This window comes from Halobacteriovorax sp. RZ-2 (assembly GCF_043196685.1).
Taxonomy (GTDB): Bacteria; Bdellovibrionota; Bacteriovoracia; order Bacteriovoracales; family Bacteriovoracaceae; genus Halobacteriovorax_A.
Genome location: NZ_JBEBMR010000002.1, coordinates 947654 through 963210, shown reverse-complemented (window position 1 = coordinate 963210; position 15557 = coordinate 947654). Strand labels below are relative to the sequence as shown.

The following is a 15557-nucleotide window of genomic DNA, read 5'->3' as shown; positions in this document are numbered from 1 at the left end:
AATGAAGAAAATACTCATATTCTTACTACTGACTTCCTGTGCGAGCTCGAATCGAAGACTACCTGTTGATATAAATAATAATGTTAAGGTTGCCGAAGATCTTATAGAGCAAGGTGCTGTTAAATTCTGGCCAGAGTTAAAAGACTATAAGCCACTCGTTCTAATCAACCACCATAACACTCAATATCTTCTCAACTCTAATACTTATCCTAATAATGGGTATTATTATTTTAATGATACTATTAGGCATCCTCTTGGAATAAAAATTAAGAAAAGGCCTTATCATACTGCTTATTTAAGTAAGATGCATAAAGGACTCGAGAATTCAATTTTTATGATCGATTCACAGGAGACGATGTCTGAAAAAGGCCAAAATTGGAATGATTATGACTGGATAACTATCTACATACATGAGGTATTTCATTTATTTCAAAATAATAAACTAGGACAGCAGTTAGTCTTATCTCCAAATAAGATGAATACTGATGCACTTATAAGTTTGAAAAAAAATAAAAGCTACATTGACTCGATAAACCAAGAAGTTCAGTTAGTCAGAAATGCTGTATTAAAGTTAGACTTACAAAAAGCAAGTAACAAGATAAATACCTGTAGAGATCTTATAAAACATCGAGAAAATAGATTTAAAAATTTTAAGATCAATAATGATACAAAAGCTTCTGAGCTATTTTATGAAACCGTAGAAGGTACAGCTCGATATTTTGAAAAACATATTGACCTACAAGCAATGAAAAACCCTAAGCTTAACAAGCTTATGAATGCGGAACTTCTGAACTATTACGCCAAATACGGTAGGAAGACTTTTGAATATATGATTACTCCGTTAGATCAGAATAGTAATTATTACTACGATACAGGATTTTTCCTTTCCATCTTACTCGATAAAATAAGCCCTGATTGGAAGCAGGATGCGTTTAAAACAACTTTATGGGATCAGTTTAAGCATGCCTGTAAGAAATAGAACTCTTCACACTTGAAGGTGGAAAGAAGGCAAAAAAAAAGCTACTTCAAAGAAGTAGCTTTTTTATGGTGCCCCGACGCGGATTCGAACCACGGACACAAGGATTTTCAGTCCTTTGCTCTACCAACTGAGCTATCAGGGCATAAATGATTTGGTTCCATTAAATTAATGGTTTATCTCTCTTTCGTCAATAGAAAATTAAAAAGTTTTTTAATTTTAATTTGAGATATCTTTAATTATGATGTCTGCTATGAATGAAAAGTTTTTAAGTATCGATAAAATTATTTTAACTCAAGGGCAAACGACGGTTAATGCCCTTCTATTTAGGCCACCTAGCTCAAAGCTCAAAGACACCGGATACGCCATCTTTACTCATGGTTACACGTCTCATAAGATCAGTATCTTCTCGTGGGCACAAAAACTTTGTGATGATGGAATTCCAACTCTTATCTTTGACCAACCAGGTCATTTTACGGGATCATTTCATGACGTTGCTTCATTTGAAGACTTTAAAAGTGATGCGCCAATGCTTTTTGGCCATGCCCTAAATAAATTAAAAGAAGCTTATCCTAACCAACAAGACAAACTCTTAGTGGGTGGACACTCTCTCGGTGCCCTAACTTCTATTCTAGCAGTCCAAAATAACTATTTTGAAGGTCTTGATGTTCATCACTGCGGTGTTGGCTTCGGAGTTCCACCAGAAGGCGTGACACACGTATTTGATACGCCATTTTATCAGGCCACAGTTAAGGCCCGTGCGGAACTTGTTTCAAAACACCTAGCACCAGAAATAATGTTTCCTTGGATCAAGGATCAGAAGTATCACCTAACTCTATCAAAACATAAGATTCATCTCATCTCAGGTGAAGACGATGTCGTTGTCGGTAAAGAAGGTATGGAAAACTTTGCGAAGCTTTTAGAGAACCTTGGCAATACTGTGACAATGGATAAACCAAAGAAGCTAGGCCACCACCTTCCAGATATGGCCGGTAGTTTTATCAAAAAATATGCAAAGAAAATTGGATTACTTTAAATAAAGCCTAAGATTTTTAAGCATCCCCACGCGCCCCGTGCGCTCAAGCGGGGTGCCTTTAAAAACTCTTCGATACTCACGATTACTCATTTCCTCAAGGTCACAAAAAATATCCTCCAGTGGTCTCATTAGAAAGAAGTCGATGAATTGCTTTCCATTTTCTTTGAAAGCACTTGAATCCGCATCAAGCTTCCTTTCTAGCCTCTTATTCCAAGGGCAGACATCTTGGCAAATATCACAACCGAAGATTTCACCATTTGCATTCTCAATTCCACTTGGTGGAAAGACTTCTTTAAAATGTTCGATGGTAAAAGTTGAAATACACTTATCAGCAATGATGGTTCTCTTTTCAATATCGATGGCAGCAGTTGGGCAAGCATCACCACAACGAGTACACTGGCCACAGTGATCTGTTTCAAACTTGTCACTAGGTGCTTCAACTTCCTTATTTAAAAGAAGTGAGCCAATGATAAAGTAACTCCCAATATGGCGATTAATAAGCATTGAGTTTTTTCCATACCAACCAAGTCCTGACTGATAAGCAAAATCACGCTCAAGAATTGGTTGTGTATCAAGTGAAAATTTAAAGTCTAATTCAGGGTCAAGTTTTTGTAACTCTTCTCCAATTGCTTGAAGCTTATCTCTTACCTCGAAGTGATAATCACGCCCCTTGAAACCAACGACGTAATTGGCTATTTTTAGTCCATTGCTTTCACCACTCTCATAGAATTTCTTTGCACTACGAGCAATGTGAGAATAATCAAATGCAATGACAAGTGTGGATTTAATATCGGGATAATAGTTTTTTAGATCTTCTCTTTTAATAGCGCGATCATCCGCAAGGTAGCCCAAGGCCCCATGAAGGCCATCTTTAATCCAGCTTTTAAAACGTTCTAAGGACTTAGGTTTAGATTCAGTGACGACACCCCAAACTTCAAGACCTTGAGTACTTAAAATATTTTGGATGTCGTCTTTTTTGATCATGATTTGTCGATAATCTCAATCGCACCAGTTGGACAAACTCGAATACACTCGTAGTCTAGAGTACAATGCTTAATTTGATCCTTGTTGAGTTTAGTAAGTTTTGTCTTCTTATCTGCAACCCAAATTTCATGTGGGCAAATAGAAACACAATTCTGACAAGTCGAACAAATATTATGGTCTAGTAGGATTCTTTTTTTTTTATCTTCCCCTACTTCAAAAGTCTCTTCCCCAGCTTCCTCGTGGTGACGAGCTTCCTTAATAATCTCAACCTTAACAGAGTTAGAGTAGCCTTTAGAAAAGATCTTCCCATCGCCTAAAGTCACAACAATTTTATCACCGTTGTATAGGCCCATCTTCTCTTTAGCATGAGAAACAATATACTTAACGTAAGAGCCAGTATCTTGAACTTCCTCATCAACAAGATAAGGATAGACACCCCAGTAAAGACAGATACGTCTTGCTGTACGAAGATTATGAGTGACTCCAGCAACTGGAGTTTGAGGTCTAAACATTGAAACCTTACGACAAGAGTTTCCACCCTCAGTTACCGCAAGAATTCTTTTGGCCTCAACTTTTTCAGCAATCATTGATGCTGCAACCATAACTGATGAGTTGACAGAAGAAAGGTCAATATTTCTAAGAAGTGGACGCTCTTTTGGGGTCTTCTCCGCTTCATAAATAATATCATTCATCATTTGAACGGCCTCAACAGGATATGCTCCTGAAGCCGATTCACCAGATAGCATAACGGCATCAGTTCCATCCCAAATAGCATTGGCAACATCACTCGCCTCTGCTCTCGTTGGTGTTGGAGCATCAGTCATACTCTCTAGCATCTGAGTCGCTGTAATAACCGGAATCATACGGTCATTACACTTTTGAATAAGATCTTTTTGTATTGAAGGAACCAAGTGGTTTCCAACTTCAACTCCCATATCCCCACGTGCAACCATGATAACGTCAGTTACATCTAAAATTTCTTCGATATTATCAAGGGCCTGTGGCTTTTCAATTTTAGAGATAATTGGAACCCTAACTTTTAGTTTATGAAGAAGGGCCTTTACCGACATAATATCTTCTTTCTTACGAACAAAAGAAAGAGCGATATAATCAATATTATGTTTAAGAGCAAACATTAAATCTGCTTCATCTTTATCAGTGAATGCTGGTGCTGAAACTTCACAGTCCGGAAGGTTAATTCCCTTATTAGACTTAAGCTCTCCTCCAATCAATACTTCGATTTTATAGACATCACGATCTCTAGTTATTGCCTTTGCAATTAACTTTCCATCGTCAAATAGGATTCTTGCACCATCATGACAGTCATCAACTAATTTTTCATAAATCGTTGGAATATAACAATCTTTATATTCAGGATAATCTGCTTGCTTAGAAGATGGACCAATAACCCAAGTGTCTCCATTTTTTAGCTGTAGACCATTTGGTAATTTATCTGTACGAATCTTTGGACCTTGTAGGTCAATAAGAATGGCAACTTCTCTACCGATATTTTTTGAAGCTTGGCGAATATTAGAGATGAGCTGGGCGTGTGACTCATGAGTTCCGTGACTCATATTAACACGTGTTACATTAACACCGGCCATGATGAGTTTCTCAATCATTTCAACTGTATTAGAAGATGGCCCTAAAGTCGCAACAATTTTAGCGCGACGGACTTTGCCCATTCCCATTATCTCTCCCTGAATTCTTATATGCTATGTCTTTTTTTTATGCTTTTCGAGATTCTTGTTGATCAGAGAACATTCCACTTCTGATCTCACTAGATCTCTCTTCTAATGCCTCAGCATTTGCCGCGCGAATTTCTTCCATGCGATTTTCATACTGATTAATTAGATTTGATCTTTCAAGTTTTGAGTTCTCATAAAGAGTGTTGTATTGATTCTCAAGTTCAGTAACTTTTGAAACATACTTTCTTTGTGACTCATCTCTTTCTCGAGCAATCATATCTTCATAATACTCTACCATTCTTTTAACTTGAATGTCTGCTCTTTGTTTAACCTGAGAAAGTCTCTTGTCGAACTCACCACGTAAGTTAGATACGTTACTGTGATTTTCACGATCTTTCAATGCAATTGCATTTCTCGTTTCTTCTTTAAGCTGATTTGACTCAAGGCTCTGAGTCATTCGAATTCTTTCAATTTCCTTAGCATTGGCCTTTTTAAGTCGGCTTAACTTTGATTCATAAGAAGAAATTAACTTCTCATTAGTCTCTTCTAATTGTTCTATTTTTTGAGTTAGCGACTTAGCAAGCTTATCCTTACTCTCAATAAAATGCTCTTTAGCTTCTTGCATTTCTTGAGAGTGTTTCATATGTGTATCTTGAATAAACTTCTTTGACTCATCCGCAAAATCAGCTTGCATCTGAGAGACAGCTTCAGTGTTACGATCACTCATTTTTTGGACAGTTTCCCCAAATTGAGCTCTCTGTCTTTCAAGAATCTTCTTTGATTGTTCTTTATCATTATAGGCTTCAAGTTCTTTTTCCTTAACCTGACGTTTAAAGTTTCCTTGTAGCTCTTCCACATCTTTATTAAGCTCAATATTAATATCGCTCAATGTATTGCTCTTAAACTTGGCCATATCCTTTTCAAGTTCAGCAATATACTCTGATGACTTTTGTTTTTGTGAACGTAGCGCTTCTTTCGTTGACTGGGCACGACGTCTTTCCTGGATATCGGCATTGAAACGGTCCGTATCAATTTGATCACGAATATTTTTAATTCGCGTCTCATACCCTCTTTGCGTCTGGTCGAGTTTATCATTGAAAACATCTTCACGACTACCACCAGCTAACTTCTGATTCATCTCACGTCTTGCACGATATAACTCTTTTGCATGACGATTCTCAAGGTCTTTTGCATTTTGAGAGAAGTCTCTTTGCTCAACCTGTCTCTTTCTTGAGTTTCTATCATTGATTTCTTCAATTGAATTCTTAAAGCTCTTTTGATTTTCAGAAAGTTGCTTATCCTTTTGAGCAGTCATATCTGAAATTCGTTGCTCTTGATAATCCTTAAGTGACTCTTCTCTACCCTTGTGGGTCTTTCTTAGGCCATCAACATCATCAGTAAATTTCTCATATAAACGAGCACGCTTTTCACCGCTTTCTTTTAGTTGATCCCTCATTTCATCTTCATAGTTTGAAATAAGTTCACGGCGATCTTGCTTTGTTTCTAACTCATGAGAATGGGCCTTATCACGCGAATCGCGGTAGACTTTATCGATCGTTTCATTGAAGTGGTCGTTCATCTTTCCCATTGTCGAGTCAAATCTTCTCTGTTGAGAAGAAAGACGGTGATCCATATTAGAGCGATCGGCCATCCCCTTTGTCTCATAAGCTTCACGGATATTTTTAAAACGTGTATCAAATTGATCCTTAATATCCTTACGATCACGTTCAAACTCACGCTTATTACCATCTATTTTACTTAGATAATCTTTTTGCTGCTCTTCAATTCTTCTCTTTGTATCAGCACTAGCTGTTTCTCTAAATTGGTCTTGCCTCTCTTCAATTTTACCAAGAGAGTTATCATAGGCTTGACGCTGCTTATTTAAACGATATTCCTGAGTATCTTTTAATTCACCAACCTCACGATTATGGTTCTTTCGTTGCTCATCAATAGTGTGCTGAAAATTTTCGCGGTGTTGTGAAAGTCTCTTTGAATAATCTCTAACGTCCATATTTTTCTTCCGATTTAGATGCAATAAGATATTATATACCCCTTCTATTCTATCAATTATGCCCAATATAAAAAGGCCGGGAATAAATGCCCCGGCCTTAGTATTTTCAGTCTTTCAGACTAATTTAGTAATGTATTTCTAAATTATTTTCCTAATTCAGAATCGATAAGCTCTTTGAATACTTCAAATGGTTGTGCACCATTAATTAGCATACCGTTCACATAGAATGTTGGAGTTGATTTAACACCTACATCAACACCTTCTTTAACAGTAGCATCAACTTCTGCTTTCATACGTCCAGAATCAAGACATTCATCAAATTTCTTCTGATCTAGGCCAACAGCTTTCGCTTTTGCCTTAAGTCCAGATACTGATAGTCCTGCTTGGTCAGCAAACATTGAATCGTGAAGCTTCCAAAATTTTTCACTCGCTTGCTCATTTGCACAAAGTGCAGCTTCCGCAGCTTTTGCAGCGTCTTTATGGAAGTTTAGTGGGAAGTTTTTGAAAACGATCTTAACTTTATTTCCATAAGTTTTCTTGATCTCATTCATGATCTCAACACCCTTTGCACAGTATGGACACTGAAAGTCAGAGTATTCAGTAATAACAACGGCCGCATCTTTTCCACCAAACATCGGCTCTTTACCTGTTACAGGAATTTCAAAACGAGGTCTCTTTGGTCTTTCTAGGTAGATTTCAACCGGACTATTCTTAGTTTTTTGCGCTAGGTATGCTTCAATCGCATCACGCTTTTTTGTGTTCTTTAAGAAATCAACAATTCTTGCCTTTAACTGAGGGTTTACATCAGGAATATTTCTTTCCTTAGCAAACTCATTAATTTCTTTATCAGAAACCTTTACATCTTTAGCAACAACTACATCTATGAACTGCTCCATCGACATTGAACTTCTTGCTGGATCTTCATTTTTAAAGTTCTCTAAAAGATAGGCCTTAACCTTTCCCAGTTTCATTTCATAAACTTTTAATTGGGCCTCATATAATTCTGCTTCAGAACCTTTAAAAAGTTCATCATGACTAACTTCTTTTCCATTGAATTTAATCACTGCAGTGGCATTTGGTGCCTTTTTAAATAAGAAATTTGGTTTTGAATTTACTTCGCTCGTACACGCAATCATTCCAATTGCAGAAATAGCAACTAGGCCAAGAGCTAGCTTGGATTTTTTAAACATAATGATCTCCTTACATCAATTTAAACTAATTATATGTAAAAAAGAGAAATAATGCATTAGTGTTCACGTCATTTTTTTGTCAATTCGATAATTGCTTCACAAATAGATCATATTGCGGCGAAGTATTTTTAAGTTCTTCATGGACGCCTTTAGCAATTATTTTTCCACCTTCCATAACAAGTATCTGCTGAGCATCAAGTATTGTTTCTACTCGATGGGCCACGATAATTGTAACGGCCTGCTTTTGAACAAAGAGAATCATTTTACGAAGCGCCTCTTCTAGATCACTATCTAAAGAAGAAGAAATTTCATCAAAAAGAACAATTGGCTTCTTTAAATAACACGAGCGAATCGCCGATATAAGCTGCTTTTGGCCAAGTGAGATCTCATTTTGATCAAGCACAGTATCTGGCCTAATGCCCCATCTCGAAAGATAAGAGATCTGCTCACAAACTTCACTCCAGAAGGCATCAAAATTTCCAAAGCCTGCTTGTCCCATTGTGATATTAAACTCAACAGTTTCAGAAAAGATATGTGAGTCTTGCGATACAATTCCAATTAGTTCACGGTATTCATTAAAGTCATCAATATAATCAAAGTTATATTCTTTCTTAACTCCACTGTGATTTTCAACAAATACCTTTCCTTCATCAGGAATAATATTTGCCGCCATGATATTTAGAAGAGTCGACTTCCCACTTCCAGAAAGCCCAACGATACCGATGAGATCACCTTGGCGACAATCAAAAGAAATATCTTCTAATGTAAAAGGTGTGGAATTCTCCCCTTTTGCAGGATAAGTAAATTTTTGAATTTCAATATGCATTTTTTCAACATCATATTGGCGTCTCTTTGCATTAATATCGGAAGACTTCTCTTTACCTAAATCAACAAGGAATTCGTTGATGCGTCCAACCCCAGTCGCTGCTCTTTGAATATTGGCAACTTTTGATGAAACATCTTTAATAGGATTAATTGAACGCTGAATTAAATCGATAAGAGCAAAGATTAATGCAACTTGAGTAATCCCACTATTTGGTATGATGAAGATGGCACAGGCCAAGAATACAGGAAAGAGAGACTCTGCAAATGAGTAGTACGAAGCATCCCAAACATTTGAAGAAAGGATCTTCTTAAGAAATTCATCAAAAACAAATAAAGACTTCTTCGACGTATATTGATCTGCCGGATTATAGTAATTTTCTCTCACACCACCAATCAGGTCTGCAACAACGCGGTAAAGTTTAGCGCGTGAATTTCTAACACTTAAGAAAACCGCACGCATATACTTAGAACACCAAATTAAAACAAAGCAGGCCCCAAATTGAATTGCTGCAAGATATACTCCAGCAACAGCATTAAGGCTCACAAAACTTATGAGTGAAGCAACCACAAAGAAGATATCAATAATGATTCCAAAAGTACCTGAAGTCACAAGCTCTCTCAAACTCTCCGTATCACTCATAATACGAGCTAAAACCTCTCCTTGAGGGTAGCGATCATTACGATTCTCTTTTGATGTTTGAAGCTCAACACTTGAAAGCCACTTTCCGTAACAATGAGTTCTAACAAATTGAACTAGGCCTACAACATAGCGGTTGATAATTAAGTTATAAACAGCACGATTTAGAGCTGTTGCCAAAAAGATAAACGTCATGATCCCAAGAGTCTGACGATAAACTTCTTCAACTTCATAATTTGCAGTTAATTTTGTAATTAATTGTGGAAGTGCAGCACCAAGCGCACTTGAAATAATAAGGCATACCACCATGCTTATTAAATACTTCCCACTACCTTTATATAATAGGAATTTAGATGAGTTGTTTTCTAAAGTGCTCATAAATTCCTCCTTCTTGTTTTTGTGTAAAGTCGACAACTTTTGACTCTTCTCTTAGCCCTTCACTTTCGCAGATCAAACTTAAGTGATCACACTGTACTGCTGTTGTATATCTGTGAGTCGACATAATAAGAGTACGGCCTTCAAATATCTTCATAGCATTTAGTTGACTTAAGATCTCTCTTTCTAGAACAACATCAACCGAAGAAAAAGGATCATCCCAAACAATAAACTCACTCTCAAAAAGTAGTGACTTTATTAAAGAGACACGTTTAATCTGACCACCAGAAAGCCTCTTGCCGTTTTCCCCTACAACTAGGTTAAACAAGCTCTTGCGATCAGATGCTAAGTAATCCAGGCCAAAGATTTTTAATAGCTCATACGCCTTAGAAAGTTGCTCTTCATTAAAGTCTCTTCCTAGCGCTAAGTTTTCTAAAATAGTTCCATTATAAAGATAAGGGTCTTGAGCAACGTAGCTCGTACTGCGACCTTGCATCTTTAAAACTTCTGAAATCTTAACGAGTAACTCAGACTTTCCACAACCCGTTTTTCCAACGATTGCATTCTTTTCATCTTTCCAAATCTTTAGATTAATATCGTTATCCCAAAACGGAAGTTGTAATTCAAATGATTCACTCTTCTCTTTAAAAGAGAATTCTCTTTTAAGCATTGTTTCAAGTTCACTTTCTTTATCTAGGACAGCAACTAATTCCCTTACTCGTGCCCACGCTCCTGCCGAACGAGTAAAGACAACTCCAATCCAAGCAAGAAACATAATTGGCTCTAGGAATAAGTAAACAAAACCAGAGAATAGAATTAGCGAGGATGCTCCTAATTGCTCAGTAAAGATAATATAGGCACCCCAGATTAGCGATAGTCCAACACCTGTAGGCATAAGAGGAATCGAAATTCCAACACGCTTACCTGCTTCATAAAAGTTATCGAGTTCTTCCAAGGACTTCTTTGCAAAGAGGTCCATAAAGGCCTTCTCCGCGTGAAAGTTTTTAATCGTCTTCTTTCCTGCGTAAGTTTCAATAATGATATTTTGAACCTCACCTTGAAGGTCTTGAGTTTTACGGTAAAACTTTCGATTTGTTGAAACGATGGCACTGAAGATAATAAATGCTACAAACATCGGAAGAAGAGCAATAAAAAGCTCTTTATTAAAACTCAAAAGTTTTGGAACTAGAATTGAAAGAGCGATGATAATATTTGCAATCTGCAGGAGAGCAAAACCAATCAATGCTCTTACGTGCTCAAGGTCACCACCAATAATTTGAAAGATTTGTCCCTTTGGATAGTCTTTATAACGAGAAGGGCTTACCTTCTCTAATTTCTTCATCAAATCAAAACGTAGAATCTTTTGTAGAACCCTTGCAGGATAAAAGAATAATAGCCTCGATGAAGTTCTAAAAACAATAATTCCCAAGGCCAATAAGAATAAATGCCCTACAGGAATAGAGATACCTTTTGAAATTTTCTCGGCCAAGTCCTTCGCTATAAAAGGAAGTTCACTTTGGATATTGTGAGTAAGGTAGAGGCAAATAAAGGCCCCAATATAGAAGTACCAGTATTGGACAAACTGCGTCACCACCAGTGATGTTAACTTTTTATTAAGATAGTCTTTCATTCCAGCAAGTCTACTTGAATTACACCCATCAGTCACCTTTCTGTTTCTTGCTCGCAGAAATGAAATGTGAAAATACATTCTTAATTTAAGTTAAATTTACCTTCTCAAACTTGGTTATAAGAATAAAGCTAGCTAAAATCCTACAAAATTAATTGGTTTCATAAAATACTAAGTTTCAAAAACTATGTTTAAGGAAAGAAAGTGATCTATCTCGTAAGCTTACTAACGATTTTAATTCTCTGTTCAATTATGGTCATCACTCATCAGGCCATCAAAATTAAACAGCTTGAAGTTGAAGGCCGTGACCTCTCGCGAAGGCTCGAAGAAAAGCAACACCTACTCTCCGTTTTATTTCACGATTTATCCAATTCCACGACCCTCCTTTCACTACTTAGCGACTCCTCACTACTGGCAATGAAAGATAAGGATGGAATATTACAAAACTTAGGTCGCGTAAGTGGCGTCATTGAGAATATGGCCGAGCTTATTCAACATATTCGTAAAATCCAATCAATTGAATCCGGTAAATCAAATATCAAATTAGAACCAGTCCCATTAAAAGAATCCATTGAAAATTCAATACAACTCATTAGAAAAAGACTTGAAAAAAAGAGTCAACATATCCGTGTCGAGTTTGAGGAACAAGATATCCAGGCCATGGCAGAACCATCATCACTTTGTCATAGCGTCTTTAGCAACCTTCTCACTAATGCCTCAAAGTTTTCACCTGAAGGCTCAGAAGTCTTGGTAAGGGTTACTCAACGAAACTCTGTTATACGTGTTGATATAACTGACCAAGGAATCGGCATCCCTGAAACAATGATAAATAGTCTCTTCTCTTTTACTAATGAGACCCACCGTGAAGGTACTCACGGAGAAGAAGGCTCAGGCTTTGGTCTACCCGTTGTTAAAAAATATATGAAATTCTATGGGGGAAATATCAAGGCATTTAATAATATTGATGGCATCGGCTCTACTTTCACCATGACATTCGTTAACGCTGCAACGAATAACCAAGACAACATTGAAAAATCAAAAACAGAACCTAAACAAAAGAGAAAGCCTTTGCGCGAAGTAAATCAATAAATGGATTCGGGAGGATGGTAGGACTATGCAGATTCGAACTTTACAACCTGCGATCAAAAGATGCCCAAAGGCATGTTTTGGCGCTGAGTTGATATCGGTAAATGTACAGGAGATAAAAAGCGAATTGTACTTGATAAGGTCAAAGATGGTAGGACTATGCAGATTCGAACTGCAGACCTCTACCATGTCAAGGTAGCGCTCTAACCAACTGAGCTATAGTCCTACAAGTGTCTTAAAGTAGGGAAATAATATTCTAATTCACCAAACTCGTCAAAAGATAAAATTGACGCACACACCTAAGCAACATCGTTGCAATTTTGCTAGTATAACTAAAAATCATGGAGGAATAATGAAAAATATTATTATGATATTAATTCTATCTAGTTGTGCTGTTTCAAAAACAAAGCTGACTCCTGCTGGAGAAAAAGTAAAAGTAACATTTCAAAAGCCACGCCATAAAAACTGTAAGCCTTTTACAAATGTTGTTGGTGAGAATGAAAATGGAATTAAAGACCTTGCCGTAAACCATGCCATTAATCTAGTTGCAGATGAAGGTGGAGACACAATCTGGATTAAAGAATCTGTGAACGAAGGAAATGTGTGGAAGGTTTTTGGACTTGGCTACCACTGTAAATAAGAATAAGGATTTTTAATGATAATTTTAGATAGTGCAAAAAAAGCAATCGAAAACTTTTCAATGCCTGATCATGTAGGGTTTGGAAAAGTACTACTTCCAATCATGGCAACATGTGAATACAAACGTGGAGAATGGGGCGAGCTTGAAGTTAAGCCTTATGGCAAGCTGGAGCTAGATCCAACATGTAAAGTTCTTCATTATGGACAAGAGATCTTTGAAGGAATGAAGGCCTATAATTTTAAAGGCAATGGACCGAATCTTTTTAGGCCCCTTGAAAATTACAAGCGTTTCAATCACTCGGCAAAACGAATGGCAATGCCAGAAGTTCCAAAAGAAATCTTTACTGCTGCTGTAAATACAATCACTAAAATGGGTGAAAACTATATTCCAAAACGTGGTGGTGAGTCTCTTTATATTAGGCCATTTATGATTGCCACAGAAAATAACCTTGGGATTAAACCAAGTGAAGAATTTCTTTTCATGGTAATTGCCTCACCTGTTGAATCATACTTTTCAGGTGGAAGCTACAAGCTTCTTATTGAAAGAAATATGATTCGTGCATGTGCAGGAGGAATGGGAACGGCCAAAACAGGTGGTAATTATGCTGGCGCCCTAAACGCTGGTGTAAGAACTCTTAAACTTGGCCTGCACCAAACTCTATGGCTATCGGCCAGTGACCGTAAGTCGATTGAGGAATTAAGTGGAATGAACTTCTTTGCTGTCATTGACGGTGAAATTCACACACCTGAATTAACTGAGACAATCCTTGATGGAATCACTCGTCGCTCACTCATCGATATTGCTCGTCACAAGGGCTACAAAGTTGTTGAGCGAAAGATTAGCATTGATGAATTAATTGAAGATATTAAGTCGAAGAAATGTACTGAGTGCTTCTCATGCGGAACTGCCGCTATCATCACGCCGATCTGCTCTTTACACGAAGAGTCTGGTGAGTTCTATAATATTCAAGAAGAGTTTGGACCGGTTTCAAAAGAGCTTCGTGAGACTCTCCTGGGAATCCAAGAAAAAACAATTGAAGATCCATTTAACTGGGTCGTTGAACTTTAAAAGTTATGAAATAAAAAAGGCCCTCATCTGAGGGCCTTTGTATTTCTACTTCGCTAAATTTGGAAGGATTTGAAACATAACCATTGCAAGGATTGTTGGGAAAAGTGCTCCAAGAAGAAGCTTACCTGGGTTAATCCCATCTTTTCCAAATGTCCCTTTAAGGATACCAAAACCAGCTGGGTTTGGCGCGTTAGCAATAACAGTTAAACCACCACCGGCAACAGCACCAGCAACTAGGTTGTACTTAGCTGAATCTGTTAGATCAACTAGAGTCCCTAGATAAGTAAGAGCTGCGTTATCTGTAATAGCAGTAAGTGAAGTTGCACCTACGAAAAGAACAAAGTCACCTAGCTTAGTTAGAATTGGTTGTAGCCACCAACCTTGTTGTCCACCTAGAGTTACTAGACCAGCAAGGAAGAAACCAACAAGAAGTGATTCTTTTAGCTTGATTTCGTCTTGGTACTCTTTTGTAACAGTTGTGAAACCTAGGAAGAATAGGAATAGACCTAGGAAGAAAACCATGTGGTGAGCAGAGAAAACAACTAGCCCCATAAAGATAATATGAATTAGAGTCATCCACCAAGTTGGTGCCATCCAATTCTCATGCTTTTGTTTAATTTCAAGCTTTCCTTGAAGTTCATTTTTAAACATGAATGCAATAATTAGAGTTCCAATGATAATTGAAATTGTTGCCTTGTAACCAAAGTTTGTAATCATGTGAACAAATCCCCAGTGCCATTTTGAAGCAACCATTAGTACAGGAGGTGCAGCAAAGTGAGAAAGTGTTCCACCGATTGATACGTTTACAAAAAGTAGACCAATCGTTGCATACTTAAACTTAAGACTCATTTTCTCATCAGAGAAGAAGTAATCTAAAAGGATTAAAGCTGTAACTGTCATAGCAGCTGGCTCAGTAATAAAAGACCCTAGAATTGGCCCAATGATAAGAGCTGAAACATAGAAGGCCATCTTACCAGGCATTGGAATAAGCTTTGCAATCATCCCAATAATTTTTTCAGCAAGCATAATGATTGGCCTCGTCCCTGCCATACACATAATAACGAAAACGAATGCCGCTTCTGTGTAGTTTACATCTTGCTCAAGATATTTAAGTGCCCCACCTATAACCTGGTGTGCATTATCATAAACTGCAAAACCTTGAGTGGCGCTATAGTAAACAATAAAGGCCGCGGCCCACATACCGAATACTGCTTCGACTTCACCTAAGAAGTGAAGAAGGTTTTCCATCATTGATCCTTCCGGATACTTGTGAGCTAAGTGTTGAATTTTTGAAACTAGAAATGTGTGCAAAATTGCACATGCGAATAGAATCGTCCCTACGAGCTGTAGATTTGTTGGATTCATGAAACTTCCTTTGTAAATTGTGATCCTCTTTATTTTATTCTTGTCGGCA

The 15557-nt window shown here is 37.4% G+C and carries 12 protein-coding genes, 2 tRNA genes and 1 pseudogene; 5 read left to right on the top strand and 10 right to left on the bottom strand.

The genetic code is table 11. The features are described 5' to 3' along the window. Window position 1: 1 nt before the first annotated feature. Window positions 2–979, top strand: coding sequence for a hypothetical protein (locus tag ABMA78_RS10740; protein ID WP_392859961.1), 978 nt, complete (start codon window positions 2–4; stop codon window positions 977–979). 66 nt (window positions 980–1045) lie between these two features. Here the strand turns inward: ABMA78_RS10740 and ABMA78_RS10735 are convergent. Further along, window positions 1046–1121, bottom strand: a tRNA-Phe gene (locus ABMA78_RS10735). Window positions 1122–1229: 108 nt separating this feature from the next. Between ABMA78_RS10735 and ABMA78_RS10730 the strand changes: the two genes are divergently transcribed. Further along, a complete protein-coding gene (locus tag ABMA78_RS10730; protein WP_392859959.1) occupies window positions 1230–2012 on the top strand; it encodes an alpha/beta hydrolase in 783 nt (260 codons plus the stop codon). On the opposite strand, the gene queG is transcribed toward ABMA78_RS10730, so the two are convergent. From queG to ABMA78_RS10695, 7 genes and pseudogenes are all read right to left on the bottom strand, one after another. Beyond that, complete coding sequence (gene queG / locus ABMA78_RS10725) at window positions 2004–2996, bottom strand: tRNA epoxyqueuosine(34) reductase QueG (RefSeq protein ID WP_392859957.1); 993 nt, start codon at window positions 2994–2996, stop codon at window positions 2004–2006. The genes ABMA78_RS10730 and queG overlap by 9 nt on opposite strands. Then, window positions 2993–4687: a pyruvate kinase gene (pyk, locus tag ABMA78_RS10720; RefSeq protein ID WP_392859955.1), complete on the bottom strand. Its 1695-nt coding sequence runs from the start codon at window positions 4685–4687 to the stop codon at window positions 2993–2995. Before pyk ends, queG begins: the two co-directional genes overlap by 4 nt. Window positions 4688–4724: 37 nt before the next feature. Continuing rightward, window positions 4725–6695 (bottom strand): hypothetical protein, encoded by a 1971-nt coding sequence (locus ABMA78_RS10715; RefSeq protein ID WP_392859953.1) that lies wholly within the window; start codon window positions 6693–6695, stop codon window positions 4725–4727. A gap of 143 nt (window positions 6696–6838) precedes the next feature. Beyond that, window positions 6839–7885 carry a DsbA family protein gene (locus ABMA78_RS10710; RefSeq protein ID WP_392859951.1) on the bottom strand — a complete coding sequence of 349 codons (1047 nt, stop codon included), beginning with the start codon at window positions 7883–7885 and terminating at the stop codon, window positions 6839–6841. Between the two features lie 79 nt (window positions 7886–7964). Further along, window positions 7965–8711: an ATP-binding cassette domain-containing protein gene (locus tag ABMA78_RS10705; protein WP_392860231.1), complete on the bottom strand. Its 747-nt coding sequence runs from the start codon at window positions 8709–8711 to the stop codon at window positions 7965–7967. A 228-nt stretch (window positions 8712–8939) separates the two neighbouring features. Further along, window positions 8940–9656, bottom strand: a pseudogene (locus tag ABMA78_RS10700) (ABC transporter transmembrane domain-containing protein); the annotation flags it as partial. A 40-nt stretch (window positions 9657–9696) separates the two neighbouring features. Beyond that, window positions 9697–11352 (bottom strand): ABC transporter transmembrane domain-containing protein, encoded by a 1656-nt coding sequence (locus ABMA78_RS10695; protein WP_392859950.1) that lies wholly within the window; start codon window positions 11350–11352, stop codon window positions 9697–9699. A 201-nt stretch (window positions 11353–11553) separates the two neighbouring features. On the opposite strand from ABMA78_RS10695, the gene ABMA78_RS10690 reads away from it, so the two are divergent. Continuing rightward, window positions 11554–12438 (top strand): sensor histidine kinase, encoded by an 885-nt coding sequence (locus tag ABMA78_RS10690; protein WP_392859949.1) that lies wholly within the window; start codon window positions 11554–11556, stop codon window positions 12436–12438. 146 nt (window positions 12439–12584) lie between these two features. Here ABMA78_RS10690 and ABMA78_RS10685 read toward each other — a convergent pair. Next, a tRNA-Val gene (locus ABMA78_RS10685) sits at window positions 12585–12661 on the bottom strand. A 126-nt stretch (window positions 12662–12787) separates the two neighbouring features. On the opposite strand from ABMA78_RS10685, the gene ABMA78_RS10680 reads away from it, so the two are divergent. Beyond that, window positions 12788–13075, top strand: a complete 288-nt coding sequence (locus ABMA78_RS10680) for a hypothetical protein (RefSeq protein ID WP_392859948.1) — start codon at window positions 12788–12790, stop codon at window positions 13073–13075. Window positions 13076–13090: 15 nt separating this feature from the next. Then, on the top strand, window positions 13091–14143 hold the full coding sequence (locus tag ABMA78_RS10675; RefSeq protein ID WP_392859946.1) for a branched-chain amino acid aminotransferase: 1053 nt from the start codon (window positions 13091–13093) through the stop codon (window positions 14141–14143). Window positions 14144–14188: 45 nt separating this feature from the next. Here ABMA78_RS10675 and ABMA78_RS10670 read toward each other — a convergent pair whose 3' ends face one another. Further along, the gene (locus tag ABMA78_RS10670) at window positions 14189–15508 is read right to left on the bottom strand and encodes a putative Na+/H+ antiporter (RefSeq protein WP_392859944.1); all 1320 of its coding nucleotides are present in this window, start codon (window positions 15506–15508) and stop codon (window positions 14189–14191) included. Window positions 15509–15557: the final 49 nt, after the last annotated feature.